Raw genomic sequence first — 24,754 nt, forward strand, 5'->3', positions numbered from 1 at the left:
CCGCCCCGGACCCGAGGGAACCCCGATGCGCCGACGTCCGCCGTCCTCTCGCCGCCGCGGTGGCCTGCTCCCGCTGCTGGCCCTGACCGCCGGTGCCGCCTGGCTCGCCCCGCACGTCGCCCGCCGCCGGCGGGCGGTGCAGGCCGTCGCCCCCGAGCTGCGCTCACCCGGGTTGTTCGTCCCCACCGACCTCACCCCACGACGGGTGCGCCTCGCCAACGCGCTGCCCGTGCGGCCCGCCGAGCTCGGGCCGGACGTCCGGCTGCGCGAGGAGCGGACCGCCGACGGGGTGCCGCTGCGCGTCGTCGAGCGCACCGACCGCACGGGGACGACCGGCGCCCTGGTCTGGATCCACGGGGGCGGGTACGTGCTCGGCAGCGCCGTGGCCGACGACGAGACCGCCGCCCGTCTGGCCCGCGACCTCGGGGTCCTCGTCGTCAACGTCGAGTACCGCCTCGCCGGGGTCGCGCCCGCCCCGGCCGGGGTGGAGGACTGCTTCTCGGCACTGCGCTGGGTGCACGAGCGGGCGGCGACGCTGGGCGTCGACCCGGCCCGGGTCGCCGTCGGCGGGGCCAGCGCCGGGGGCGGGCTCGCCGCGTGCCTGGCCCAGCTGGCCCACGACCGCGGGGTCGACGTCGCCCTGCAGGCCCTCGTCTACCCGATGCTCGACGACCGGACCGTGCTGCGGACCGACCACGGCGGGACGGGGACCTTCGTCTGGACCCCGGCGTCCAACCGGCTGGGGTGGACGACCTACCTGGGGCACGCGCCCGGGTCCGCCGAACCGGTGCCCTACGCGGTGGCCGCCCGCCGCGGCGACCTCGCCGGTCTGGCCCCGGCCTGGATCGGGGTGGGCGACCTCGACCTGTTCCACGCCGAGGACGTGGCCTACGCCGAGCGCCTGCGGGCGGCCGGGGTGGCCTGCGAGCTGGTCGAGATCCCCGGGGCCTACCACGGCTCCGACGGCTTCTTCCCCGCCGCGCCGCAGACGGTCCAGCTGCGGGAGTCGCTGAACGAGGCGCTCCGTCGGGTCCTGGTCCCGGGCCGGTGACGGGGGCTCCGGCGGTCGGTCGTCTCGGGATCGACCACGCCGAGGCGCTCGCCGCACTGGTCGCGTCGATCGACGACCTGCTGGGTACGGCCGCGGCCTTCGGTGCCACCGACTGGTCGGCCGCGACACGGTGCCGCGGGTGGACCGTCGCCGACGTCCACGCCCACCTCGACCTCGGCCTGCAGGAACTCCTGCACGGGTTGCTGCGCCCGACCGACCGGCCCCCGACCCACGACGCGGCCGGGTACTGGCGGGCCTTCGCCGCGGCGGGCGGCGGCGGTGACGGCAACGGCGCCGCCCACGCGCGCTTCGTGCGACGACTGGCGGACGCCTACGTCGACCCCGCCGGGTTGCTGGCGCACCTGACCGCGACGGCGACGGCCGCCCGGGACGGGGCCCGCCGGTTGCCGTCCGGGGCGGTGGAGATGCAGGGGATGGTCCTCGCGACGGGGGACCTGTTCACGACCTGGGCGGTGGAGCTGGCCGTGCACCGCCTCGACCTGACCCGGGAGCTCGACCTTCCCGCCGCCCCGGCCGCCGCGCTGGGGCTTGCCCGGCGGACCGTCGAGGTGCTGTCCGGGCTCGACCCGTCCCTCCTCGCGCCCCTGGACGACGCGACCGTGGTGCTGGTCGGAGCCGGGCGGATCGACCCGACCACGGTCGACGCCCCCGCCGCACTGGCCGCCGTCCTCGGTTGACCGATCACGCGGTCCGGCGTCCCGGGGGGCATGGTGCGACGGATCGCGTGGACGAGCGGCGGAACCACGACGGACTTCGTGCAGATGCCGTGGCGCTACCCGGTGTGTCCGCTTCCGGTCAAGCTCGCGGCGCCTACTGTCGATGTACGGGACAGACGACAACGACTGGCACCCGACGACACCGATTGCGGAGCAGAACGATGAGCGAGTCCCACGAGCACGAGAGCGACACCCTGACCATCCCGCGCATCCGGGCCGACCGTCCCGTCGCCGCCGTCGCGGACCAGGACGCCTGCGAGCCGGACTGCTTCTTCTGCCTCTGCCCCGAGACCGACTGAGGTCAGCTCGTCCGGGGCGGAGTCAGGCCGCCCCGGACGCTGAGTCCGACCCCGAGGGCGACCGCCAGCACCAGACCGCCGGCGGTCGCCAGGACCGCGGTCGAGGGTCGCAGCAGCGGCTGCCCGAGCAGCGCCTGGACGGTCAGGAGGGCGACGAGACCGGCGTAGCCCGCCGTCGCGACGCCGACCAACCGCAGCCGGACCCCGCCGTCGCGCAGCGTGCCGATGCGGCCGGCCAGGACCTCGAGCAGCAGCGCCCCCAGGGGGAGCAGCTGCAGGGCGTGCAGCCCGACGAAGTGACCGATCCGCAGGTCGCCGCCCTGCGTGCTCCACCCGAGGAACGGCAGGCCCGCTCCGCCGTCGGCGACCCCGACGGCGTGCGCCCCGGCCACGCCTTGGAAGTCGGCGAGCTGCTGGGCGGTGGGGCTGGTCATCAGGAAGGCCAGGGCCATGCCGACCAGGCCGAGGACGACCCCCGCCCGGATCGAGAGAGCGCGCGCCCGGTCCGGCAGCGGTGACCGGATCACCAGGACCCCGACGACGAGGGTCATCACCCAGACGACGGCGATCGACACGCCCATGACCGACCACAGTGCGGTGGCCAGCGGGGTGCTGACGTTGAAGTGGCTGGTCGTGCCGGCCGCGGCGGCGTAGACGATGACCAGGATCTCCAGCACGAGTCCGACGACGACGACGGTGCCCGCCGTCGCGGCCAGCCGCGGGCGTCGCAGGCCCGGCAGACCCACCAACCAGGCCATGGTGACCGCGTAGAGCACGAAGGACAGCGCGAACTTCGCGGGTTTGAACCAGGCGTTCTGCCCCATGACCGCGCGCGGGTCCACCACGGCCAGCGTGAGGGTCACGACGCTCAGGGCGGCCATGAGCAGGGCGAAGCCCAGCAGGGGCCGGTGCCAGCGCGACGGCGTGGGCAGGGCGGGGGCGCGGTGCTCGACGACGGTGCTCACGAGGGGTTCCCTTCGGTGGGGCGGTAGCGGCGGGCGGAGGCGTTCTCCTGGGCGATGCGACGCAGACCGACCAGGAGCTGGTCCCCCAGGACGGTGCCCACGACGACGGTCTGGGCGGCGGCGGCCCGGTCGCCCCCGGTCCGGGCACCCTCGACGGCCGTGGAGACGGCGTCGAGATCGGCCTCGGCGATGACGTCGGCGGCCCGTGCGTACTCCGGCAGGACGGAGGCGAGGTCCTCCCGTCCGACGGCGGCCCAGGCGTCGAGGACCCCGGCCAGGATGCGCAGCCCCGGGTTCTGCGGTCCGGCGCGCCAGCCGCGGCCGGCGACGAACTCCTCGGCGCGACGGACGGAGGCGGGGGAGGGTGGGGAGACCGGTTGCGGCAGAGCGCTCTGCGCCGTGGACAGCACCTGCTCCAGGGGGTGGTCGGGGGCGTCGATCGAGGCCAGGACGCGAGCCGCGGCCGCGACCGGCAACCCACCGACGTCGATCAGCGACCGGATCAGTCGCAGCCGTCGCAGGTGCGCCTCGGAGTAGTCGGTCTGGTTGTACCCGGTGCGTTCACCGGCCGGTAGCAGTCCCTCGCGGGCGTAGAACTTGATCGAAGCGGTGCTGACGCCGCTGCGGGTGCTGAGCTCGGAGATGCGCACATTGACAGTTTCACTATCGATAGTGAAACTGTCAACACGAGACCGTCCGATCGGGAGGCTTGTCGTGAACACCACCCCTGCGTCCGCCCGTCCCACCACCGGCCGAGGTCACCTGACCCTGGCCGTGATCTGGTCCGTTCTCGCCCTGGTCGGTGTCACGGCCACCTGGGCCTTCATCGTGCAGTTCTTCGCCGATCCGCAGGGTCTGGGTTACGTCGAGGCCTGTTTCGACAACCCGGCCAGCTCTTCGGCCGCCGCCGACGTCCTCGTCGTCGCGGTCGCGGCCTGCCTGCTGTTCGTCGTCGAAGGACGGCGCCTGGGCTGGTCGCGGTGGTCGTGGTTGCTGGTCCCCGCGACGTTCGCGATCGCCCTGGCGTTCACGTTCCCGCTGTTCCTGGCGCTGCGGGAACTCACGCTGCGACGTCGCCCCAGCGCGCGCCAGGCCTGATGACGGAACGGGAGCCGGGTCACCCCGCCCGGAGCGCCAGGGCCGCGTGGGGCCGCCGCTCGCCCTCGGCCGACCGCTGCAGCCGGTCCACCTGCACGAAACCGGCGGCGGCCAGGCGGGTCGTGAGCTCCGGCACCGGCCAGCGGTAGGCCGTCGTCACCGCGTGCTCGAAGGGTTCGAGAACCGCGCCCGCGAAGAAACCCACGACCAGGATCGCCCCGGGGGCCAGCAGCTCGTGGATGCCAAGCAGGGTCCGGTCCAGGTCCCGGGGTTCGAGGTGGATCAGGGAGTACCACGCGAGGGCACCGGCCATCGCGCCCTTCGTCAGCGTGTTCGCGGTGAAGGAACCCACCTCGAACTCCGACTGCGGATAGGTGGCACGGGCGTGGCTGACGAACTCCGGCACCGGGTCGATGCCCCTGACGTCGTACCCGCGTGCGTGCAGGTGGCCGGTCAGGTGCCCGGGGCCGCACCCCAGGTCCACGACCGGACCGCTCGGGCGTCCCAGGTTCCGTCCGATGAACGCCAGGTCGTCCGGGTGCACCGTCGTGACGGACCCCAGGCGATCGATGTACTCCTGCGCTCGGGCGGAGTAGGCCCGCCCGACGTCGTGGGAGTTCATCGCGTGGAGGGTATCCAGCGGCCGGGTCCGGATCGCGGTCACCGCCGTTGCAGTGATCCCGGCAACGGAATGGTGGCGGTGACGTCGGTCAGGGAGCCGTCGGGTTCGACGCGAACCGCCCCCAGAAACCGTGGGACCGGCACCGTTCGCCGTTGACGTCGGAGCTGACCGCGAGGGCTTCGACGGTGACCTCGACCTCCCTGAGGACGGGACCGCCCTCGTCGTGCAGCCGGAGGTAAGCGGTCGGGGTGGCGGACATGTCCAGGTCGAAGACGAACTTACGACCGGTGTCGACGCCCGCGGGGGCCGCAGGGTCGGTGACGAGGTCGCGCACCCGACGGCTCTGGCAGACGTCGTCGGCGCAGACGTCGACCACCAGGGGGCTGTCGACCGGCTGCGCCGGGACGTTCACCGCAGTCAGGTCGAATTCAAGGCCGAAGGGTGGGCCGATCAACGTGCACGCGTACTCGGTCGCGCCACGGGAGCAGGCGCTGGTCAGCAGGAGAACCGTGACGACGGCGGCGCGGCTGGGATGCACAAGACTCCGACGCCGTCCGCCGTCCGGGGGTTCCGGATCGGACCCGGCGACCGACCGCTTCTTAGGACGCGGGGTCGGCCTGCCGGGGCCGGGTCACCCGCGTCTCCTCCTCGGCGAGGGTCACCGCCAGCTCGTCGACGTCGAGCAGCGAGGCGTCCACCTGACCGGTGCGGTAGGCCGCACGGCCCACCATGTGCGACCCGACCGGGACGGTCAGCAGCTGGAACGCCCCGATCGCCACCAGCACGGCGACGTCCCCGCCGTTGCGCAGCTGCAACCCGACGCCGATCAACGACAGCAGCACGCCCAGCACCTGAGGTTTGGCCGTGGTGTGCATGCGGGCCAGCACGTCGGACAGGCGCAGCAGCCCGATGGCCGCGAGCAGCGACAGCAGGCAGCCGCAGAACAGCAGCACGGCCGACACGACGTCGACCACGGTGGTGAGGGTCATCGGGTCCGCCTCCGCCCGGGGGTCGCGCGCCCGACCACCGATTTCGCGGCGTCGTCCTCCTTGGCCGCGTACCGGGCCACGCTGACCGAACCGACGAAACCGACCAGGGCCAGCACGACGATCACCGGCAGCGTGGTCGAGTGCCGGTTGACCGCCGCCTCCAGGGCCAGGGCGATGATGACGATGGCGACCATGACGTCGAGGGCGACCACCCGGTCGAGCATGGTCGGCCCCTTGGCCGCCCGGACCAGCGCCAGCACGGCGGCGGCGAACAGCATCCCCATGCAGACGATCAGAACGACCTGCATCACACGACCTCCTTGCGTCGGTCCCCGGCCTGCTCCGGGGCGTCGCAGACCGCGGCGCTCCCGTCGGCCGCGGCCCGTCGTTCGTACTCGGCGAGGGCGGCGGGTTCGGCGAACGTCCGCATGATCCGGCGTTCGAGGGTGAGCACGGTCCGCCGCACGTCCTGACGTCCCTCCGGGGTGTCCACCCCGAGCGCGTGCACGTAGAGCGACCCCTGCCCGTTGGCCGAGGGCGTCCCGATCTCGATGATCAGCGAACCCGGGACCAGCGAGGTGAGTTCCGCGGTCATGGCCACGAACAGGTCGGACTCGCTGTGCAGCGGGATCCGCACCACGGCGTTGCGCGGCTGCCGCCCCGGCCGGACGGCGAGCCAGGCGACCTGGGCGCTGGCCGCGACGAGGTCCACCACGAAGTGCCCGAGCAGGGCCAGGATCCGCAACGGACGGAACCGGATCCCGAAGGTCACCCGGGGCAGCGGGAGCACGATCATGACCAGCAGACCGAGCGCCAACCCGGACAACGTGTTGGCCACCGACAGGTCGCCCCAGAGCATCTGCCAGAGCAGGACGAGCCACACCAGCACGGGGATGCTGATGCGTTCCCGCCACGGGATGGCCGGCCGCAACCGGGCCCGCAGGCGCACCTCGTCGACCTGACCGTCGTCGACGTGGCCCTCGTGGGCGTGCGGACGCCCGTTCTCGTCGGGTGTGCTCGCCATCAGCGGGTCACCTCCCTGGACGCGTTGGTCCCGTCGCCGCCGTCGAGGACGGTCTGCACGTAGGGGGCCCGGTCGATCAGGTCGGTCGCGGCCCGGTCGCTGATGCCGAACAACGGTCCGGCGACGACCGTGATCCCGACACCGACGGCGACGAGGACGGCCGTGGGCGCGACCATGCCGAGCGGGGTACGGACGTCGACGGCCTGCTTCGCGATGGCGACGCCGCTGCCGGTGGTCCCGGCGTCGTGGGCCTGCTCGGCCTCGGCCGCCTCGTCCTCGGGCGGCTCCTGCCAGAACGCCCGGTTCCAGACCTTGGCGATCGCGTACAGCGTGAGCAGGCTGACCACGACGCTGCCCGCGACCAGCACGTAGGCGGTGGTGGTCCCCTGGTCGACGCCGGCCTGCAGCAGGCCGAGCTTGCCGAGGAACCCGGAGAACGGCGGGATTCCGGCCAGGTTCATCGCCGGGATGAAGAACAGGACCGCCAGCAGCGGGGCCCGTTTCGCCAGCGCCCCCAGCTTGTCCAGGGCGGTCGACCCGGAATGTCGTTCGACCAGTCCGGTGACGAGGAACAGCGTGGTCTGGATGGTGATGTGGTGGGCGACGTAGAAGATCGCCCCGGACAACCCCGCGGCCGAACCGAGCGCGATCCCGAACACCATGTAGCCGATGTGGCTGACCAGGGTGAAGGACAGCAGACGCTTGATGTCCGCCTGGGCGACCGCACCGAGGATCCCGACGACCATCGTGAGCAGCGCGACCCACATGAGCAGCCGGTTGGCCTCGCTGCCGGGGAACAGCAACGTCTGGGTCCGGATGATCGCGTAGACGCCGACCTTGGTCAGCAACCCGGCGAACACGGCGGTCACCGGGGCGGGGGCGGTCGGGTAGGAGTCGGGCAGCCAGGCCGACAGGGGGAAGACCGCCGCCTTGATCCCGAAACCGACCAGCAGCAGCAGGTGCAGGGCCATCCGCACGTCGGGGTCGATCTCCTGCAACCGGATCGAGAGCTCGGCCATGTTGACCGTGCCGGTCGCGGCGTAGATCAGCGCGATCGCGGTGAGGAAGATCAGCGAGGACAGCAGGCTCACCATGACGTAGGTCGTGCCCGCCCGGATGCGGGCCTTGGTCCCACCCAGGGTCAGCAGGATGTAGCTGGCCGCAAGCAGGACCTCGAAGCCGACGTAGAGGTTGAAGAGGTCCCCGGACAGGAACGCGTTGGAGACGCCGGCCGACAGCACCAGGTACGTCGGGTGGTAGATCGAGACCGGGGCCCCCTCCTCCCCGTCGGCGACGCCCTGGGCGAGGGAGTACAGCAGGACGGCGAGGGTCACCGTGGCCGAGACGACCAGCATCAGGGTCGAGAGCCGGTCGGCGACCAGCGGGATGCCGAGCAGGGGCGGCCAGCCGCCCACGTCGATCGAGTAGGTCCCGCGACCGGCGTCGGTCAGCAGCAGCAGGGCGACCGCCACGGCCAGGACGATGCTCAGCGCGGTGACGCTGATGATCCGCTGGGCGCGGGCCCGGCGGGCCAGCGCCAGGGTGAGTCCGGCGGCGAAGAGCGGCAGGGCCACGGGGACCGGGAGGAGCACCCGGACGTAGTCGGCGGCGAGCTGGTCCATCAGCGACCCACCGCCTCGGCGTCGTCGGCCTTGCCGCGCTTGTCGGGCAGCGGCGCGTCGGGATCGACCTCGGACCCCTCCGGCGGCGCCCCGTCGGGCGTCCCGTCGTCGCGGGTGTCGTCGTCGTAGCTGGAGGAGACCTCGTCGCGCTCGGCCAGCCGGACGATGCGACGGTCCTCCACGTCGTCCTGGACCTCGTCGTGCCCGTTGAGCTGCCAGCTCCGGTAGGCCATGGCGAGTACGAAGCTGACCATCCCGAAGGTGATCACGATGGCGGTCAGGACCATCGCCTGCGGGAGCGGGTCGCTCATGTCCTCGGGCGCGGCCGAACCGTAGAGCGGTGCGGCTCCCGGAGGCCCGGCGGCGACGAGGAACAGGACGTTCACGCCGTTGCCGAGCAGCAGGATGCCGACCAGGACGCGGGTCAGGGTGCGTTCCAGCAGGAGCGCCACCCCGGCGGCGATCAGCACGCCGGAGACGACGACCAGGGTGATGTTCGGGCTCATCGGTTCGCCCCCTCCAGGCTCGCGCGGGTCTCGGCGTCGATCGCGCCGGCGTCGCTGTCGTCGTTGTCCTCGCTGTCGCCGTCCTCGGCGTCCACGCCCTCGCCGTCCTCGATCTGCCGGTCGACCTCGGCACCCAGGCTGCGGATGACGTCCACGACCAGCCCGATGACCAGCAGGTAGACCCCGACGTCGAAGAACAGCGAGGTAACGAGCTTGATCGTGCCCAGCACAGGCGCGTCCACCTCGACGATCGCGGTCTGAAGGACGTCGCCGCCCAGGGCCAGACCGACCAGCCCGGTCCCGGCGGAGAGGAACAGGCCCATGCCGAGCAGCCACCCGGCACTGATCGGGACGGCGGCGTTGAACTCGAAGCGCCCCCCGGCCAGGTAGCGGACGAGCAGCGCCAGACCGGCCACCAGGCCCCCGGCGAAACCGCCGCCGGGAGAGTTGTGCCCGGCGAAGACGAGGAAGATCGACACGATGATGATCGCGTGGAACGTCAACCGGGCCACGACCTCGAAGACGACCGAGCGTCGCTCGGGGCTGACCGTGCTCTCCGCGGGGAGCCAGGCCTGCGGTCGCGGGGTGCTCTCCTGGAGGTTCGGGGCCTTGAGGGCCGCGTCGGCCGGACGGTCGATCGACCCGATGCGGCGACGGAAGACGAGGCTCGCGACCCCGGTGGCCGCGACCAGGACGACGGACAGCTCGCCCATGGTGTCCCAGGCGCGGGCGTCGACCAGCGTCACGTTGACCACGTTCGCCCCGCCGCCGTAGCTGTAGGCGAGCTCGGGCAGGCCCCGCGACGTCGGTTCGGCGACCCGGGCCCCGGCCGCGACCAGCGCGAACACCGAGGTCGTGATGCCGACCAGGACGCCGATCGCGACCCGGACCCAGCGCACCGCGAGCAGCGGACGGCTGGAGAAGAACGGGGGCAGGCGGCGCAGGGCGAGGACGAACACGACCAGCGTGATGGTCTCGACGAGGGCCTGGGTGAGGGCCAGGTCCGGCGCGGAGGCCAGCACGAAGAGCAGCACGACCCCGTACCCGGTGACCCCGGCGAGGATCACGGCCCGCAACCGTCGACGGGCCCGCACGGTGAGGACCGCGGCGGTGCAGATGACGATCGCGACCAGGACCTGGGTGGCATTGTCGGCGAGGATCACGTCGGCGGGCCAGGGGCGCGACATCAGCAGCGCCCCGCCCGGAACGACGATGACCACGACCAGGATCACCGCCAGGTAGATCGGCAGCGAACCACGCTGGGTGGCACCGGTGACCTCGACGGCGACGCGGTCCACCGCGCGCACGGTCTTGCGGTAGACGCGGTCGGCGTCCAGGGGCGACGCGAGGCGGGCCTGCAGCCGGGCGACGGGCCGGCGTCCGAGGAACAGCAGGACGGCCAGGCCCAGGGTCACGACCGTGAGGAGCAGGACCGGGGTCAGGCCGTGCCAGAGGCTGAGGTGGACCAGCTCCTCGGTGCCGTCCGTGGCCAGCCCGGCGTTGCGCTCGGCGATGGCGGTGGCGGGCACGTCCAGCAGCGGGGCCAGCGGACCGAGCACCAGGGTGGTCGCGGCGAGCAGCAGCGGCGGACCGATCAGACCGGGCGAGGGCGCCGCGTCGGTCGAGTCGGGCAGTCCGCGCTTGCGGGCGAAGGCGCCCCAGACGAAGCGGATCGAGTAGGCCGCGGTGAGCACGGATCCCGCCACCAGCACCGCGAGGATCCAGGGCCGTTCGTGCAGGAAGGCCTCGTAGGCGGCCTCCTTGGCGACGAACCCGAGCGTGATCGGGACCCCGGCCATGCTCGCCGCCGAGACCGTGCCGACCACCGCGAGCAGCGGCATCCGGCGGCCCAGACCGGACAGGGTCCGCAGGTCCCGGGTGCCGGTCTGGTGGTCGATGATCCCGACGGTGAGGAAGAGCGCGGCCTTGAAGGTGGCGTGCGAGACCAGCAGGGCGACACCCGCGAGCGCCGCCGCCCGCGACCCCGCCCCGACCAGGACGATCAGGAACCCGAGCTGGGAGACGGTCCCGAACGCCAGCAGCAACTTCAGGTCGTGCTGGCGCAACGAGCGGTACCCACCGATGACCATGGTCGCCAGGCCCAGCCCGACGACCGTGACCTGCCAGGCCGGGACGTCGGCCACGGCCGGGGCGAACATGGCGACCAGGTACACCCCGGCCTTGACCATCGCCGCGGCGTGCAGGTACGCGCTGACCGGGGTCGGGGCGGCCATCGCCGCCGGCAGCCAGAAGTGGAAGGGGACCAGCGCGGACTTGGTGATGGCCCCGACCAGCAGCAGGACGACGGCGACGGTGACCGCGGTGGAGGAGGGGAACGCCGCCAGCACCTCCGAGATCCGGTAGGTGCCCGCGGACTGCCCGATGATCACGATCCCGACGAGCATCGCCAGACCGCCGAGGGTGGTCACCACCAGTGCCTGGGTCGCCGCCCGGCGGGCCGAGCGCTTGGCCGAGTCGTAGCCGATGAGCAGGTAGGAGAAGACCGTCGTCAGCTCCCAGAACACGTAGAGCAGGACGAGGTCGTCCACCAGCACGAGTCCGGTCATCGCCCCGGCGAAGGCCGTCAGGACGCCGGCGAAGCGCGGCGTGCCGGGGTCTCCCTCGTGGAAGTAGGCGGCGCAGTAGATCAGCACGAGGGCGCCCACGCCCCCGACCACGAGGGTCATGACCCAGGACAGCGTGTCCATCCGGAACGCCAGCTCGGTGGCGAGCGAGGGGACCCACTCGACGACCTGGGTGGGGTAGCGGCCCGCGAGCACGTCCGACGTCTGCAAGGCCGCCCAGGCGGCGGTCGCCACGGAGGGCAGGCTCAGGATCCAGAACGCCCGGCGACCCAGGGCGTTGACCAGGGGCACGGCGACGAGGGCGGCGACCGCATGGAGGACGAGGAGCAGGAGCAACGGCCGGTCCTCTCGACGAGAAGGTGGATCGGTCTCTGTGCGGCACCTTAGCGTGAAGTTTCGAGTTGTTCGATTCGAGCGGACGTGGTTACGGTGCTCCGGTGACGGCCGGGGCTCGAGAACTGGTGCTGCTGCCCGAGGCGTGCCCCGCCGATCGCTGGGACGCCCTGCACGCGATCCTCTCCCAGGACGGTCCGCTGCACCTGGTGGGCGGGACGGCGTCCGAGGCCCTGGCCCCCGAGCTGCGGCAGCTGCTCCTCGCCATGGTCGCCACGTTGCAGCACGGGGAGGCGGTCGCCCTCACCCCGCACGAGGCGATGCTCACCACCCAGGAGGCCGCGGCCGTCCTCGGCGTGAGCCGGCCCACGGTCGTGCGCCTGCTGGAGAGCGGGGCGCTGCCCTTCGAGCAGCCGGGCAAGCACCGCCGGGTCCGGCTGTCCGACGTCATCGCCTACCGGGACCGCCGCGACCATCTCTGACGGGGGCCGGCTCAGAGCAGCGGGAACGCCCGTCGGCCCTCCAGGAGCAGGTCGGCGCCGATCACGTCGATCCCGAGCCGCAGCGCCTGCTCCCGCAGCAGCCGGACCGCCCGCAGCTCCGGGGCCGTGGGCCGCGCGGGCCCGCCCCCGCGCAGCAGGCCGAACCCGACGAAGCCCTCCCGCAGCGACAGCAACCGACCGGCCGCCACGGCCAGCAGGTCCCGGCACCCCTCGACGTCCAGGTCGCCGATCCCCGGGTGGAGCACGCTGCTGCCGAGCATCGGCCCCGCGCCGGGGGCGCCCACGACCATCACCGTCTCGGCCGTGGTCGGCCCCACGGTCAGGTCGAGCAGGAACCGCAGCAGGTCGTCGCGGGTGCGGACGGGCGGGGGCAGCACGAGGTCGGGGAACGCGGTCAACAGGTCGGAGAGCGGGATCTCGTCGGTCATGGGGTGATCGTGGACGCCCGCAGACCCCCGACCGGGGTTGTCCACAACCCGGGTCCGACCCGACCCGGCGGACCGTCCGGATGTGGACGGGCTCAGGGCGCGAAGACGCAGAACTCGTTGCCCTCGGGGTCGGCCAGCACGTCCCACTCCCGGTCCTCGCCCCGGGCCTGGACCAGCACGGCCCCCAGGGCCAGCAGCTCGGCCACGTCACCCACGACGTCGAGGTGCATCCGGTTCTTCACGGTCTTGTCCTCGGGGACGGGCACGATCCAGATCAGCGGCCCCTCGCCGTCCGGGTCGACGATGGGCACCGGGTCGGCGTCGGGTCGGGGGCCACCCGACCCGACGTGGCGGCGGTACCCCATCGCGCGGCACCACCAGTCGGCCGACGCCTGGTGGTCGCGGGCGTCCAGGCAGAGGTCCTTGAACCGCGCGGGCGCGCTCACCGGCCGGCCTCGGCGATGATCGCCTGCACGGTCTCGGCGTCGAGGTCGACGACCACCTCGCCGTCGCCCGGCCCGGGGACGTCGAGGACCCAGGAGCGGACCGCGCCGCCCGGGTCGATCTCGACCAGGACCGCCCCCGACCCGCGGCGGGCCCGTTCCCGACCCCGTTCGACCAGGACGTCGGTGCGGTTGGCGACACCGGGGGCGACGACGACCGCCAGCCCGTCCACCGTCGCGGTGAGCGGCGCGTGGTAGTGCCCGGACAGGATCACCCGGACGTCGTGGCCGGCCACGGCGGCCAGCAGCCGCTCGGGGTCGCGCAGGGCCAGGGCCTCGTGCAGGACGGTCGGGGCGTTCAGCGGCGGGTGGTGGACGACGACGACCGTGCCGCGCTCGCTCGGCGTGGCCAGCTCGGCCCGCAGCCCCGCCAGCTGCCCCGAGCTCAGCGCCCCGTACCCCTTGCCGGGGACGGACGAGTCGAGGCAGACGATGCGCAGTCCGTCCGCGACGACCACCGAGACGACCGGGACGTCGACGGCGTCGCGGTCCAGCAGGGTCCGGGCGAACGGGACGCGCTGGTCGTGGTTGCCCATCGCCCAGGCCACGACCGCCCCGCGCCCGGCGGCGAACTCCTCGACCAGCCCCCGGACGGTCCGGTAGCTCTCCTCGGTCCCGTCCTCGGAGACGTCGCCGGAGACCACGACCGCGGTCAGCGGCCCGACCCCGGCCAGCCCGGCCAGGGTGCGCCGGAGCACCGCGGTCGTGTCGACCCGGCCCTGGTGCAACCCGTCCGCGGCCAGGACGTGGGTGTCGGACAGGTGCAGGACGCGCGCGATCATCCGCGACCCGGGGCTCCGTGACCGGGACCGGCGGCACCCGCGGCACCGCTGCGCCCGACGGCGACACCGCGACCGGCGGCACCGGCCGGCCCGGCGGCAGCGGCGGCCCCGGCGGCGGACCCGGCGGCGGCGGACCCGGGTTGCTCCGGGGTCGCGGTGCCCGGGTCGGTGCCGGAACCCGACCCGTTGGCCGACGGCGTCGGGGACGAGGCGCTGGGCGTCGAGCCCGACCCGTCGCTCCCGCCACCGCTGCCGTCGCCACCCGAACCGCCGTCGCTGGGCGAGGGGCTGGGAGAGCTGGTCTCGCGCAGCTGTCCGACGACCAGCTCGACCTGGGTCCCGGTGTCGACCTTGCTCCCGGGGCTCACGCTCTGGTCGAGGACCACCCCGTCGTCGGAGGAGTCCGTGGTGGTCTCGTAGGTGATCGTGGAGTTGAGGTTCAGCCCCTGCAGGATGTCGGTCGCCTCCTGCTGGGTCTTGCCGCTCAGGTCCTGCATCTCGACCTGCCCGCTCGACAGGTACAGCGTGACCTGGGTGTCGCGCGCGACCGAGGACCCCGCCGCAGGATCGGTCCGCACGACGTTGCCCTGGTCCACGTTCGGGTCGTCGACGGTCTGGGTGTCCCCGACCTGCAGCCCCGCGTTGGCGAGCTCGGCGCGCGCGTCGGACTGCGACCGGTTCGTGACGTCGGGCACCGGGACCTCGGCCGCCCCGGTCGAGACCTCGACGACGACCGTCCCGCCCGTCGCGATCGAGGCACCCACCTGCGGGTTCACCGAGACGATGCCGCCGCTGTCCACGTCGTCGCTCGCGACGTCGCGGAAGTCTCCGCGCAGCCCGGCGTCCTGCAGCGCGGCCTGGGCCGACTCCCGGGTGTCGCCGAGCTCGGGGACCGTGGTGGTGGTCGCCGAGGTCTGGTTCGGGTCCGGTTCGCCGCCGTCGCCCGTCTGCGTCAGCACGTAGACGAGCGCGGCCAGCCCGGCCGCGAGGAGCAGCACGATCGCGATCACCGGGCCCCGGCGCGAGGAGCGGCGGTCCTCGACCGGCGGCAGCGATCCGGTCGACGGGTCGCTCGCCGCGTGGGCGCCGTAGGCGGCGGCCGCCGCCCCGTAGGCCGCGGTGGCCCCGGTCGCGGCGGGCATGGCCCGGGTGGCCTCGGCCGGGGCGGCCACCGCCGGGGTCACGGTCGTGGCCGCGGTGGCCCCCGCCCCGGCGATGGCGGCCCCGCGCAGCGGTCGACCCTCCACGGCCCGGCGGAGGTCGTCGGCGAAGTCGCCCGCCGACTGGTAGCGGTGCTCGCGGTCCTTGGACAGGGCCATGAGCACGACCTGGTCGACCGCGGGCGGCAGCCCCGGCGCGAGCAGGCTCGGTGGCTTGGGCTGCTCGGAGACGTGCTGGTAGGCCACGGCGACCGGGGCCTCACCGGTGAACGGGGGCCGACCGGTGAGGATCTCGTAGAGCAGGCAGCCGGTGGAGTACAGGTCGCTGCGCGCGTCGACGTCCTCGCCGCGGGCCTGCTCGGGGGACAGGTACTGCGCCGTCCCCATGACCGCCGAGGTCGCGGTCAGCGTCGCCGAGGAGTCAGAGACCGTCCGGGCGATGCCGAAGTCCATGACCTTGACCTCGCCCGCGGGCGTGATCATCACGTTGGCGGGCTTGATGTCGCGGTGCACGATGCCCGCGCGGTGGCTGTAGGCCAGCGCGTTGAGCACGCCCTCGGTGACGCTGAGCGCCTCCTCCAGCGACAGCGGCTGACCGGCGCGGAGGGTGTCGCGCAGCGTCCGGCCCTCGATGTACTCCATGACGATGTAGGGCAGCTGCACCACGCTGCCGCCGGGCTGCGGCGAGGGGTCGGCGCCGGTGTCGTACACGGCGACGATCGAGGGGTGGTTCAGCGACGCGGCCGACTGCGCCTCGCGGCGGAAGCGCGTCTGGAAGGAGGGGTCGCGGGCCAGGTCCGGACGCAGCAGCTTGACCGCGACCGTCCGGCCGAGCCGGGTGTCGCGCGCGACGTGGACCTCGGCCATGCCGCCCCGACCGAGCAGGCTGCCGACCTCGTAGCGGCCGCCCAGCACCCGCGGGCCGGCCGACCCGGCCGGTTCGTCGAAGTGTTCGGGCCCGTCCGTCACCGTTGTCCCCATCCGTCGTCGCTCAGTGCCGCCTGCATCACCGTCTTGGCCACCGGGGCCGACAGCCGCCCGCCGTAGGCGCTGTCCACCGACCCACCGTCTTCGATGACCACCGCCACGGCGACCTTGCGGTCCCCCTGGATCGCGTAGGACGTGAACCAGGCGTAGGGCGGCAGACCCACGCCGTGCTGCGCCGTCCCGGTCTTCCCCCCGACCTCGACCCCCGGGATGGCGGCCCGGGTCCCGGTCCCGCGGCTGACCACCGCCTCCATCATCGTGCGCAGGGTGGCGGCGGTGTCGGCGCTCACCGCCCGGCCGATCTCGTCGGAGGACGGCTGGTCCACCACGTTGAAGGACTGGTCGCGGACCTCGGCCACGAGGTTCGGCTTCATCAGCACCCCGTCGTTGGCGACCGCGGCCGAGAGCATCGCCACCTGCAGCGGCGTCGACCGCACGTCGAACTGCCCGATCGAGGACTGCGCGAGCTGCGGCTGGTTCAGGTCGCTCGGGAAGGTCGAGGGGGTGACCCGCAACGGGATCGACAGGTCCTCGCCGAAGCCGAACTTCTGGGCCTGCTCGGCCACGGCGTCCTGCCCGAGGTCCATCCCGAGGGAGGCGAAGGCGGTGTTGCACGACTCGCGCAGGGCGTCCAGCAGGCTGACCTGGTCGTTCGGCCCGCAGGCGGTGCCCTCGTCGTTGCCGAGGGTGGTCGTGGTCTGGGGCAGGGTCAGTCGGGCGGGACCGGCGAGCAGGGTGTCGGCGGTGTAGCTGCCCGACTCCAGCGCCGCCGCGGCGACGACGATCTTGAAGGTCGAGCCCGGCGGGTAGAGGTTGCCGCCGATGGCCCGGTTGACGAGCGGGTCGTCCTCGTCGTCGTTGAGCTGGCGCCACGCGTCGGTCAGGTCGGTGCCGTTGTGCGTCGCGAGCCGGTTCGGGTCGTAGGTCGGGCCGCTGACCATGGCGAGCACGTCGCCCGTCTCGGCGTCGAGCGCCACCACGGCACCCTTGCGGCCGTCGAGGGCGTCGCTCGCGGCCTGCTGCACGGCCGGTCGGAGGGTGAGCGCCACCGAGCCGCCCCGGGGCTGCTCGCCCTTCAGCATGTCGGTGACCCGGCGGTAGAACAGGTCGTCGGAGGTGCCGGCCAGTACGTCGTTCTCGGCCCGTTCGATGCCCGTCGCGCCGTAGCGGATCGAGTAGAAGCCGGTGACCGGGGCCCACAGCGGTCCGTCGGCGTACTGGCGCAGGTACTGGTAGTCGTCGCCCTCCACCTCGACGCTGGTCGCGATCGCGCGCCCGTCGACGGTGATCTGACCCCGGTCGCGGCCGAGCTCGGCGTAGAGCTGGCGGGAGTTGCCCGACGTGGTGTTGAGCGCCTCGGCCCGGACGAACTGGATCCAGGTCGTCGAGGCGAACAGGGAGGCGAAGAGCAGGGCGACGACCACCGCGAGGCGGCGCACGGGTCGGTTCACGGCAGCCGCACCACCTGGGTCGCGCCCGTGTCACCCGGTTCCGGACCGTCGGTGACGACGGGTGCGGGTCGGCGGGCCAGGTCGGAGATCCGCAGCAGCACCGCCACCAGGACCCAGTTCGACACCAGCGAGGAGCCGCCGGCGGCGAGGAACGGCATGGTCAGACCGGTCAGCGGGATCACCCGGGTGACACCGCCCACGACCACGAAGATCTGCAGCGTCATCGAGAACGCCAGCCCGGCCGCGAGGAGCTTGCCGAACCCGTCGCGCACCGCGATCGCCGTCCGCAGCCCGCGCTCGACGATCACCCCGTAGAGCAGCAGCACGGCGAACAGCCCGACGAGCCCCAGCTCCTCGCCGATCGAGGTGTAGATGAAGTCGGAGTTGGCGAAGGGCACGATGTCCGGCCGGCCCTCGCCGAGCCCGGTGCCGAGCAGCCCGCCGTTGGCCATCCCGAACAGGCCCTGCACCAGCTGGTAGCTGCGGTCCAGGTTGTCGGGGGCGAAGGGGTGCAGCCAGATGTCCACCCGCTCCTGCACGTGGCCGAACACGTTGGCGGCCAGCACCGCGCCGGCGGCGAACAGCCCCAGACCGACGACGATCCAGCTGACCCGTTCGGTCGCGACGTAGAGCATGGCGACGAACAACCCGAAGAACAGCAGCGAGGTCCCGAGGTCGCGCTGCAGGACGAGGACCCCGACGCTGGCCAGCCAGGCGAGCAGGATCGGGCCGAGGTCGCGGGCGCGCGGCAACCGGAGGAAGAGCAGCTTGGGGCCCATGAGGCTCAGGGCGTCCCGGTGCACGACGAGGTACCCCGCGAAGAACACGGCCAGGACCAGCTTGGCGAGCTCACCGGGCTGGAAGGAGAGCGGCCCGATGCCGATCCAGATCCGGGCGCCGTTGATCGTGCGGCCGAGGCCCGGCAGCAGCGGCAGCAGCAGCAGGACGAGCCCGACGACCATCGCCGTGAACGTGTAGCGGCGCAGCACGCGGTGGTCGCGCACGAACCACAGCACCGCACCGGCGATCACGATCCCGAGCGCCGACCAGAGCAGCTGGCGACCGGCCGCCGCGGTGTCCTCGGTGATGTCCAGGCGGTGGATGACGACCAGCCCGATGCCGTTGAGCAGGGTCGCGACCGGCAGCAGGATCGGGTCCGCGTGCGGGGCCTTCCAGCGCAGGACTCCGTGCAGCAGCAGGGCGAGCGCGGCCAGCCCCCCGGCGTAGAGGGCCAGGTTGGCCGGCAGCGCGCCGTCCATGGTCAGGCCGACGACCGCCCACGCCCCGGCGGCGATGACGACCGCCCCCAGCAGCAGGACGAGTTCGACGTTGCGCCGGGTGCTCGGGTAGACGGGCAGGACGGTGGCCATCAGGAATCGCCTCCGCAACCGCCGACCGCGCCGGCGCCGCTCGGGATCGGGGTGGTCGGGATCGTCGAGGGGACGGTGGCCGAGGGGGTGGCGGAGGGGCTCGCGGACGGGCTCGCCGGGACCCCGGTGGTCGTCGGGCTTCCGGAGGGGGTGGGGGTGGCCTCCTGCTCCTGCTCCTGCTGCGCGGCGGCCTGCTCCAGGCAGCCGACCCAGAGCGTGCGCAGGTTGGCGATGATCGCCTCGGCGGACTCCCGGTCCGGGGCGCTCACCCGCTCCTCGACCTGCTCGCGGTACACCGGCGGGAGCTGGGCGACGACGATGTCGGTGCCCTGCACGACCCGGGCCGTCTGCACCGGGCCGATGTCCTGCGCGAGACCGCGGAACAGGGCCACCCGCTCGGTGGACGCCTCGGCCGTGGAGGTCGCCGGACGGCCGTCGGCGGTGACCGCGCCCACGAAGAACTGCTGCTGCGACCAGGTCCAGGCGCCCCAGGCTCCTCCGGCCAGCAGGACGACGAGCAGGGCCGACCCGAGCGCCACGAACCGGCGGCGGCGTCGGCGGCGTCGCTGCTCGAGCACCTGCCGCGCGGCGGCCTCGGCGTCCTCGTCGTCGGGGCCGTCGTCGGCGTCGCGGCCCAGCATCGCCCCGCGCGAGGCCGCGGTCCCCGGGCCCTTGTCGAAGGCGCTGGAACGGCGCGGCCGGTGGAACGCGGCCGCGCCCACCACCTGCGGGGTCGTGGCCGGCGGGGGGCCGTTGCCGATGTCGACCACGTCGGCCACCACGACGGAGATGTTGTCCGGCCCGCCACCCCGCAGGGCGAGCTCGACCAGACGTTCCGCGGCCGCCCCCGGGTCGGCGTTCTCGATCAGGGTGGTGGCCAGGGTGTCGGCGGCCACCACGCCGGACAGGCCGTCGGAGCAGAGCAGGAAGCGGTCGCCGCTGCGGGCGGTGCGCACGGAGACGTCGGCGTGGTCCTCCGCGGCACCGGTCAGCACGCGCAGCAGCACCGAGCGCTGGGGGTGGTTCTCGGCGTCCTCGGGGGTCAACCGTCCCGCGTCGACCAGGCTCTGCACGTAGCTGTGGTCACGGGTCAGCTGGGTGAGCACCCCGTCGCGGAGCAGGTAGCCGCGCGAGTCGCCGATGTGGGCGAGGACGAGGCGCTCGCCGCTGCGCAGGATCGCGGTGACCGTGGTCCCCATCCCGGCGAGCTCGGGCTCGGCCCCGATGCGGCGGCGCAACTCCTCGTTGGCGGCCTCGATGGCCTCGCCGAGGTGGTCGGCCGCGTCGTCGGCGCCGTGCGCCTCCCCGTCCAGGACGGACAGGGCCCCCACCGCGAGGGAGGACGCGACGTCCCCGCCGGCGTGCCCGCCCATCCCGTCGGCGATGACCAGCAGGTGGGGCCCGGCGTAGCCGGAGTCCTGGTTGGAGGCGCGCACCAGACCGACGTCGGAGCGTGCGGCGTAGCGCAGGGCGATCGCCACTGGAGCTACCTCCGCAGTTCGAGGACTGTCTTGCCGATCCGCAGCGGCGTCCCGGGCTCGAAGGGCACGGGCACGCTGAGGCGCTCCCGTCCGAGGAAGGTCCCGTTGGTCGACTGCAGGTCCTCCACGATCCACCCCCCGGGCTCGCGATCGGGGGAGGTGTCGGGGGAGATCCGGACGTGGCGCGTCGAGGCGTACTCGTCGTCGAGCACGAGCGTGCAGTCCGGACCGCGGCCGATGAGGACGGGGGAGGAGCCGAGACCGATGGTCGTGCCCCGCAACGACCCCTCGACCACGACCAGGCTCGCGCGGCGCGGACGGGCCGCCGCGGCGGGTTCGGCAGGGCGGTCGGTGGCCGCCGGTGCGGGGGTCCGTCGGGGACGGGGGGCCTCGGTCCGGCGCGCGGTCACCCGGGTCCCGAGCAGGTCGGCCCGCAGGACCAGGACGACCACGACGACGAAGGCCCACAGCGCCAGCAGCAGCCCGAGCCGCAGCGCCGTGAGGGTCAGCTCGCTCATGACACCGACCGGTTCGGGACGGGGGAGGTGGAGGTGCAGGTCAGCACGGTCAGCTCCACCCGTCCTCGTGCCGGCCGGAGGAGAACACCAGCCGGGTGCGGCCGACCGTGACGATCGTGCCGTCGTAGAGCTCGGTGGAGGAGATCCGTTCCCCGTCGACGAACGTCCCGTTGGTCGAGCCCAGGTCGACCAGCCGGGCCCCGTGCGGGGACAGGCGGACCTCGGCGTGGCGGCGGGAGACGCCCGGGTCGTCGACGATCACGTCGGCCTCGGAGGCGCGGCCGATGACGGTGACGGCGTCGGCGAGCACGTACCCGCGTCCGTCCACCTCGAGCTTGGGCCGGCCTGCGGTCGAGGCCTTGGGCGTGGCCGGCGCGACGCGGCCCTTCACCGTGGCGGCGAGCACGCGGAAGAGGCCGGTGTCCAGGTCCTCGGCCTCGTGGAAGTCCACCCGCACGGGACCGACGAAGGAGTAGCGCTGCTTCTCGGCGTGCTGGGTCACGGTGGCGACCAGCTCGTCGGAGAGCGTGTCCTGCCAGGAGGCGATCCGGTCGTGGTCGGAGCGGCTCAGCTCGACCACGAAGCTGTTGGGGACCAGCGTGCGGCCGCGGGCCAGCACGGCGGCGCGGTCGTCCAGCTCCCGCTTGAGCGCGCTCGCGACCTCGACGGGTTGCACCTCGGAGGAGCGGAACGCCTTGTTGAAGACGCCGTTCACGGCGCGCTCGACCCCGCGTTCGAACCGGTCCAGGACTCCCACCGCGACGACCCCCTCTCGCACCCGTGACGTACGTGCCGGACCTGGGCATCGTAACCACGACGACCTCGCGCGCCGCCCGGATGCGGCCGTCCGGTGATCTTCGCGTCCCCCGGGCGACGTCGGCGTGGTCCGGACCACCGCGCGGGAACTGGTACGGTTCTTCTGTCTGCGCGAGTGGCGGAATAGGCAGACGCGCACGGTTCAGGTCCGTGTGCCCGAAAGGGCGTGGGGGTTCAACTCCCCCCTCGCGCACCAGACGAGAGGCCCCGACCGACGGTCGGGGCCTCTCGCGTTCCCGGGGACTCCGTGCAGATGTCCACACGGGTTCTCCCCAGGCGGCGGGTCGTCCCGCGGTTCTCCACAGGGGTCGCCCCCGCCGCTGCGCGAATGCGGCCCGGGGGCCAGGGTGGGGACATGCCGCTCTACGGGATCACCGGTGCCACCGGCCGCCTCGGCGGGGCCGTCGCCCACCTGCTCGCCGGGGCGGGGGTGCAGCAGAGGCTGATCGTGCGCGACCCGGCCCGCGCCCCCGACCTGCCCGGCGCCGACGTCCGGGTCGCCGGTTTCGACGACCCGGCCGCCCTGGCCCACGCGATGGACGGCGTCGACGTCCTGCTCCTGGTCTCCGCGGGGGAGTCCGCCGACCGGCGCACCCTGCACCACCACGTCGTCGAGGCCGCCGCGGGGGCCGAGGTCGAGCGGGTCGTGTACACGTCCTTCCTCGGCGCGGCGCCGGACTGCACGTTCACCTTCGGGCGCGACCACGCCGCCACCGAGTCGATGCTCGAGGCCGCCCGGCTGCCCACGACGGCCCTGCGCAACTCCTTCTACCTGGACGTCCTGCCGCAGTTCGTCACCGACGGCGCCCTGCGCGGGCCCGCGGGCACCGGTCGGGTGGGGGCCGTCGCGATCTCCGACGTCGCGGCGGTGGCGGCGGCCGCCCTGCTCGAGGACGAGCACGCCGGGCGGACCTACGACGTGACCGGCCCGACCGCGCTGAGCCTCGACGAGGTGGCGGCCGAGATCACCGCGGTCACCGGTCGTGACGTCCGCTACGTCGAGGAGTCGGTCGAGGAGGCGTACGCCTCGCGTGCCGCCTCCGGGGCGCCGGGCTGGATGGTGGACGGCTGGGTCAGCACCTACACGGCCATCGCCTCGGGCGAGCTCGACGTCGTGACCCCGACCGTGGCCGAGCTGACCGGGCGGGCCCCGCTCTCGCTGCGCGACCTGCTGCTCCGGGACCACGACGGTGACCGCGAGGCTGCGACGGACCCCGGGGGCGCGGCGGGTGCCTGACCTCGCCCGCATCCTCGACGGCCTCGACGGCGCCCCCTACGCCCGGCTTGCCCAGCTCCGTGGTCGCAGCCCCCTGGGCCCGGGGGTCGAGCTGGTCGTCGCCCGGGTCCAGCCCGACCCCTTCGCCCCGCCCAGCCGGCTGGAGCTGCACGTCGACCCGCCCACCGCGGCCCTCGACCCGGCCGACGCGGCCCATCCCGACCGGGCCCGGGCCCTGGCCTCGCTGCTGGCGCGGACGGCCGCTGCGACCGGGGGTCCCTTCCGCATCGACGCCGGGGGTCAGGAGGTCCTGACCCGTAGCAGCGCCGAGGTGGGGCCGGACGGGGCGGTCGTCCTCCGCTTCGGCTACTCCTTCCCCGGGCCGCGTCGTCGCGTCGACGCCCGGGCCGTGCGGCGCGACCTGCTGCACCGCCTGCCCGAGCTGGCCCGCACCTGCCTGCGGGCCCCGGTGCTCGACCCGGACGCGCTCACCCGCTTCCTCGACACCGTGGAGGACGCGGCCCACCTCCGGCGGGCGTTGCCCGGCCTGGGACTGGTCGCCTTCGTCGCCGACGGCGCGGTCCTGCCCCGCCGCAGCGGTGTCGACGACCGTCCGGCCGAGCGCGCGGTGCCGTTCCGCTCACCGGAGTCGTTGCGGGTGACGGTGGAGCTGCCCCGGCGGGGCCCGGTGAGCGGGATGGGCGTCCCCGAAGGGGTCACCGTCGTCGTCGGCGGCGGGTTCCACGGCAAGTCGACCCTCCTGCGGGCCCTTGAGCTGGGGGTCTACGACCACGTCCCCGGTGACGGCCGCGAGCTCGTGGTGACCCGGCCGGCGGCGGTGGCGGTGCGGGCCGAGGACGGACGCGCGGTCACCGCGGTCGACGTGTCGACGTACGTGTCGGGGCTGCCCGGGGGCCTGGACCCCTCCCGGTTCAGCACCGCCGACGCCTCGGGCTCCACCAGCCAGGCCGCCGCGGTGGCCGAGGCCTGGGAGGTCGGCAGCCCCCTGCTGCTCATCGACGAGGACACGGCCGCGACCAACCTCATGGTCCGCGACGCGCGGATGCAGCGGCTGGTGGAAAAGGCGGCCGAACCCCTCAACCCCCTCGTCGACCTCGTGCGCCCGATGCACCGCGAGCACGGCGTCTCGACGGTGCTGGTCGTCGGCGCCTCCGGGGACTTCCTGGACGTAGCCGACCGGGTCCTGCTGCTGCAGGACTACGTGTGCTCCGACGTCACCGGGCGGGCCCGGGAGGTCGCCGCCCTCGCCACCGGCCGTCGCGTGGAGGCGGGGTCCCCCCGCCCGCCGCGACCGCGGGTGCCCGACCCGACCTCGGTGCGACCGGCCGGGGACCGGGTCAAGCTGGCCGCCCGGGGCACGGACACCCTGCGGCTGGGGGAGACCGACGTCGACGTACGGAGCGTCCGACAGCTCACCGACGCCGCGCAGGTCCTCGGGGTGGGGCGGGCCCTGCTCCTCGCCGTGGACCGCGGGCTCCTGGACGGACGGCGGACCCTGGCCGAGCTCTGTCCCCTGCTCGCCGCCGAGCTCGCCGGCCCGACCGGGTCGTGGGCCGACCCCGGCGGCGGTGACGTCGCGGTCCCCCGGATGGTCGATCTGGTGGCGGTACTGAGCCGGACGAGGGGCCTGCGAGTGCTCTGACCGGGGGAAACACCGGTTCCGGGGTGGGTGATCGGCTACACCGAC

26 protein-coding genes and 1 tRNA gene are annotated in these 24,754 nt (G+C 73.7%); 8 read left to right on the forward strand and 19 right to left on the reverse strand.

Going from position 1 to position 24,754, the window contains the following annotated elements; translation table 11 throughout:
• Positions 1-25: 25 nt before the first annotated feature.
• The 3 genes from ACFFKU_RS01760 (at position 26) to ACFFKU_RS01770 (ending at position 2,087) form a co-directional block, all read left to right on the forward strand.
• The gene (locus ACFFKU_RS01760) at positions 26-1,051 is read left to right on the forward strand and encodes an alpha/beta hydrolase (RefSeq protein WP_380134956.1); all 1,026 of its coding nucleotides are present in this window, start codon (positions 26-28) and stop codon (positions 1,049-1,051) included.
• Positions 1,048-1,749, forward strand: coding sequence for a maleylpyruvate isomerase N-terminal domain-containing protein (locus ACFFKU_RS01765; protein WP_380134958.1), 702 nt, complete (start codon positions 1,048-1,050; stop codon positions 1,747-1,749). Before ACFFKU_RS01760 ends, ACFFKU_RS01765 begins: the two co-directional genes overlap by 4 nt.
• A gap of 200 nt (positions 1,750-1,949) precedes the next feature.
• Positions 1,950-2,087 (forward strand): hypothetical protein, encoded by a 138-nt coding sequence (locus tag ACFFKU_RS01770; RefSeq protein ID WP_380134961.1) that lies wholly within the window; start codon positions 1,950-1,952, stop codon positions 2,085-2,087.
• 2 nt (positions 2,088-2,089) lie between these two features.
• Here the strand turns inward: ACFFKU_RS01770 and ACFFKU_RS01775 are convergent, their stop codons facing one another.
• Positions 2,090-3,052: a hypothetical protein gene (locus ACFFKU_RS01775; protein ID WP_380134964.1), complete on the reverse strand. Its 963-nt coding sequence runs from the start codon at positions 3,050-3,052 to the stop codon at positions 2,090-2,092.
• Positions 3,049-3,702 (reverse strand): MerR family transcriptional regulator, encoded by a 654-nt coding sequence (locus tag ACFFKU_RS01780; protein WP_380134965.1) that lies wholly within the window; start codon positions 3,700-3,702, stop codon positions 3,049-3,051. The genes ACFFKU_RS01775 and ACFFKU_RS01780 overlap by 4 nt, the downstream gene beginning before the upstream one ends.
• A 64-nt stretch (positions 3,703-3,766) precedes the next feature.
• Here ACFFKU_RS01780 and ACFFKU_RS01785 point away from each other — a divergent pair, with 64 nt between their 5' ends.
• Positions 3,767-4,150, forward strand: coding sequence for a DUF2834 domain-containing protein (locus ACFFKU_RS01785; RefSeq protein ID WP_380134967.1), 384 nt, complete (start codon positions 3,767-3,769; stop codon positions 4,148-4,150).
• A gap of 19 nt (positions 4,151-4,169) precedes the next feature.
• Here the strand turns inward: ACFFKU_RS01785 and ACFFKU_RS01790 are convergent, their stop codons facing one another.
• The 8 genes from ACFFKU_RS01790 to ACFFKU_RS01825 all read right to left on the reverse strand — a co-directional run bounded on the left by ACFFKU_RS01790 (position 4,170) and on the right by ACFFKU_RS01825 (position 11,834).
• On the reverse strand, positions 4,170-4,772 hold the full coding sequence (locus ACFFKU_RS01790) for a class I SAM-dependent methyltransferase (protein WP_380134969.1): 603 nt from the start codon (positions 4,770-4,772) through the stop codon (positions 4,170-4,172).
• A gap of 88 nt (positions 4,773-4,860) precedes the next feature.
• Entirely contained in the window at positions 4,861-5,310 is a 450-nt protein-coding gene (locus ACFFKU_RS01795; RefSeq protein ID WP_380134971.1) for a hypothetical protein, read from the reverse strand.
• Positions 5,311-5,371: 61 nt separating this feature from the next.
• Positions 5,372-5,761, reverse strand: coding sequence for a monovalent cation/H(+) antiporter subunit G (gene mnhG, locus ACFFKU_RS01800; protein WP_380134972.1), 390 nt, complete (start codon positions 5,759-5,761; stop codon positions 5,372-5,374).
• Positions 5,758-6,069 carry an MrpF/PhaF family protein gene (locus ACFFKU_RS01805; protein ID WP_380134973.1) on the reverse strand — a complete coding sequence of 104 codons (312 nt, stop codon included), beginning with the start codon at positions 6,067-6,069 and terminating at the stop codon, positions 5,758-5,760. Before ACFFKU_RS01805 ends, mnhG begins: the two co-directional genes overlap by 4 nt.
• Positions 6,069-6,785: a Na+/H+ antiporter subunit E gene (locus ACFFKU_RS01810; RefSeq protein WP_380134976.1), complete on the reverse strand. Its 717-nt coding sequence runs from the start codon at positions 6,783-6,785 to the stop codon at positions 6,069-6,071. The genes ACFFKU_RS01805 and ACFFKU_RS01810 overlap by 1 nt, the downstream gene beginning before the upstream one ends.
• Entirely contained in the window at positions 6,785-8,407 is a 1,623-nt protein-coding gene (locus ACFFKU_RS01815; protein ID WP_380134978.1) for a Na+/H+ antiporter subunit D, read from the reverse strand. Before ACFFKU_RS01815 ends, ACFFKU_RS01810 begins: the two co-directional genes overlap by 1 nt.
• Positions 8,407-8,913, reverse strand: a complete 507-nt coding sequence (locus ACFFKU_RS01820; protein ID WP_380134981.1) for a Na(+)/H(+) antiporter subunit C — start codon at positions 8,911-8,913, stop codon at positions 8,407-8,409. Before ACFFKU_RS01820 ends, ACFFKU_RS01815 begins: the two co-directional genes overlap by 1 nt.
• Positions 8,910-11,834: a Na+/H+ antiporter subunit A gene (locus ACFFKU_RS01825; RefSeq protein ID WP_380134983.1), complete on the reverse strand. Its 2,925-nt coding sequence runs from the start codon at positions 11,832-11,834 to the stop codon at positions 8,910-8,912. The genes ACFFKU_RS01820 and ACFFKU_RS01825 overlap by 4 nt, the downstream gene beginning before the upstream one ends.
• A 101-nt stretch (positions 11,835-11,935) precedes the next feature.
• Here ACFFKU_RS01825 and ACFFKU_RS01830 point away from each other — a divergent pair, with 101 nt between their 5' ends.
• On the forward strand, positions 11,936-12,313 hold the full coding sequence (locus tag ACFFKU_RS01830; protein WP_380134986.1) for an excisionase family DNA-binding protein: 378 nt from the start codon (positions 11,936-11,938) through the stop codon (positions 12,311-12,313).
• An 11-nt stretch (positions 12,314-12,324) separates the two neighbouring features.
• Here ACFFKU_RS01830 and ACFFKU_RS01835 read toward each other — a convergent pair whose 3' ends face one another.
• The 9 genes from ACFFKU_RS01835 to ACFFKU_RS01875 form a co-directional block, all read right to left on the reverse strand.
• Positions 12,325-12,762 (reverse strand): hypothetical protein, encoded by a 438-nt coding sequence (locus ACFFKU_RS01835; protein WP_380134987.1) that lies wholly within the window; start codon positions 12,760-12,762, stop codon positions 12,325-12,327.
• Positions 12,763-12,854: 92 nt separating this feature from the next.
• Entirely contained in the window at positions 12,855-13,208 is a 354-nt protein-coding gene (locus ACFFKU_RS01840) for a VOC family protein (RefSeq protein WP_380134990.1), read from the reverse strand.
• Complete coding sequence (locus tag ACFFKU_RS01845; RefSeq protein WP_380134991.1) at positions 13,205-14,047, reverse strand: metallophosphoesterase family protein; 843 nt, start codon at positions 14,045-14,047, stop codon at positions 13,205-13,207. Before ACFFKU_RS01845 ends, ACFFKU_RS01840 begins: the two co-directional genes overlap by 4 nt.
• Positions 14,044-16,176, reverse strand: coding sequence for a Stk1 family PASTA domain-containing Ser/Thr kinase (gene pknB / locus ACFFKU_RS01850; RefSeq protein WP_380134993.1), 2,133 nt, complete (start codon positions 16,174-16,176; stop codon positions 14,044-14,046). Before pknB ends, ACFFKU_RS01845 begins: the two co-directional genes overlap by 4 nt.
• Entirely contained in the window at positions 16,173-17,645 is a 1,473-nt protein-coding gene (locus ACFFKU_RS01855) for a peptidoglycan D,D-transpeptidase FtsI family protein (protein ID WP_380134996.1), read from the reverse strand. The genes pknB and ACFFKU_RS01855 overlap by 4 nt, the downstream gene beginning before the upstream one ends.
• Positions 17,642-19,015, reverse strand: a complete 1,374-nt coding sequence (locus tag ACFFKU_RS01860) for an FtsW/RodA/SpoVE family cell cycle protein (RefSeq protein WP_380134998.1) — start codon at positions 19,013-19,015, stop codon at positions 17,642-17,644. The genes ACFFKU_RS01855 and ACFFKU_RS01860 overlap by 4 nt, the downstream gene beginning before the upstream one ends.
• Positions 19,015-20,496, reverse strand: coding sequence for a PP2C family protein-serine/threonine phosphatase (locus ACFFKU_RS01865; RefSeq protein WP_380135001.1), 1,482 nt, complete (start codon positions 20,494-20,496; stop codon positions 19,015-19,017). The genes ACFFKU_RS01860 and ACFFKU_RS01865 overlap by 1 nt, the downstream gene beginning before the upstream one ends.
• A gap of 5 nt (positions 20,497-20,501) precedes the next feature.
• Positions 20,502-21,014: an FHA domain-containing protein FhaB/FipA gene (locus ACFFKU_RS01870; protein WP_380135004.1), complete on the reverse strand. Its 513-nt coding sequence runs from the start codon at positions 21,012-21,014 to the stop codon at positions 20,502-20,504.
• 49 nt (positions 21,015-21,063) lie between these two features.
• Positions 21,064-21,771: an FHA domain-containing protein gene (locus ACFFKU_RS01875; RefSeq protein ID WP_380135006.1), complete on the reverse strand. Its 708-nt coding sequence runs from the start codon at positions 21,769-21,771 to the stop codon at positions 21,064-21,066.
• Between the two features lie 168 nt (positions 21,772-21,939).
• On the opposite strand from ACFFKU_RS01875, the gene ACFFKU_RS01880 reads away from it, so the two are divergent.
• From ACFFKU_RS01880 to ACFFKU_RS01890, 3 genes are all read left to right on the forward strand, one after another.
• Positions 21,940-22,026: transfer RNA gene (locus ACFFKU_RS01880), tRNA-Leu, on the forward strand.
• Between the two features lie 159 nt (positions 22,027-22,185).
• Positions 22,186-23,067: an SDR family oxidoreductase gene (locus tag ACFFKU_RS01885; RefSeq protein ID WP_380135009.1), complete on the forward strand. Its 882-nt coding sequence runs from the start codon at positions 22,186-22,188 to the stop codon at positions 23,065-23,067.
• The gene (locus ACFFKU_RS01890; protein ID WP_380135012.1) at positions 23,060-24,709 is read left to right on the forward strand and encodes a P-loop domain-containing protein; all 1,650 of its coding nucleotides are present in this window, start codon (positions 23,060-23,062) and stop codon (positions 24,707-24,709) included. Before ACFFKU_RS01885 ends, ACFFKU_RS01890 begins: the two co-directional genes overlap by 8 nt.
• Positions 24,710-24,754: the final 45 nt, after the last annotated feature.

This window comes from Kineococcus gynurae, assembly GCF_042433995.1.
GTDB lineage: Bacteria > Actinomycetota > Actinomycetes > Actinomycetales > Kineococcaceae > Kineococcus > Kineococcus gynurae.

Coding starts and splice junctions, on each gene's coding strand:
- ACFFKU_RS01760 (WP_380134956.1), top strand. CDS start 26: ATGCGCCGACGTCCGCCGTCCTCTCGCCGCCGCGGTGGCCTGCTCCCG.
- ACFFKU_RS01770 (WP_380134961.1), top strand. CDS start 1,950: ATGAGCGAGTCCCACGAGCACGAGAGCGACACCCTGACCATCCCGCGC.
- ACFFKU_RS01790 (WP_380134969.1), bottom strand. CDS start 4,772: ATGAACTCCCACGACGTCGGGCGGGCCTACTCCGCCCGAGCGCAGGAG.
- mnhG (WP_380134972.1), bottom strand. CDS start 5,761: ATGACCCTCACCACCGTGGTCGACGTCGTGTCGGCCGTGCTGCTGTTC.
- ACFFKU_RS01805 (WP_380134973.1), bottom strand. CDS start 6,069: ATGCAGGTCGTTCTGATCGTCTGCATGGGGATGCTGTTCGCCGCCGCC.
- ACFFKU_RS01810 (WP_380134976.1), bottom strand. CDS start 6,785: ATGGCGAGCACACCCGACGAGAACGGGCGTCCGCACGCCCACGAGGGC.
- ACFFKU_RS01815 (WP_380134978.1), bottom strand. CDS start 8,407: ATGGACCAGCTCGCCGCCGACTACGTCCGGGTGCTCCTCCCGGTCCCC.
- ACFFKU_RS01820 (WP_380134981.1), bottom strand. CDS start 8,913: ATGAGCCCGAACATCACCCTGGTCGTCGTCTCCGGCGTGCTGATCGCC.
- ACFFKU_RS01835 (WP_380134987.1), bottom strand. CDS start 12,762: ATGACCGACGAGATCCCGCTCTCCGACCTGTTGACCGCGTTCCCCGAC.
- ACFFKU_RS01845 (WP_380134991.1), bottom strand. CDS start 14,047: ATGATCGCGCGCGTCCTGCACCTGTCCGACACCCACGTCCTGGCCGCG.
- ACFFKU_RS01860 (WP_380134998.1), bottom strand. CDS start 19,015: ATGGCCACCGTCCTGCCCGTCTACCCGAGCACCCGGCGCAACGTCGAA.
- ACFFKU_RS01870 (WP_380135004.1), bottom strand. CDS start 21,014: ATGAGCGAGCTGACCCTCACGGCGCTGCGGCTCGGGCTGCTGCTGGCG.
- ACFFKU_RS01885 (WP_380135009.1), top strand. CDS start 22,186: ATGCCGCTCTACGGGATCACCGGTGCCACCGGCCGCCTCGGCGGGGCC.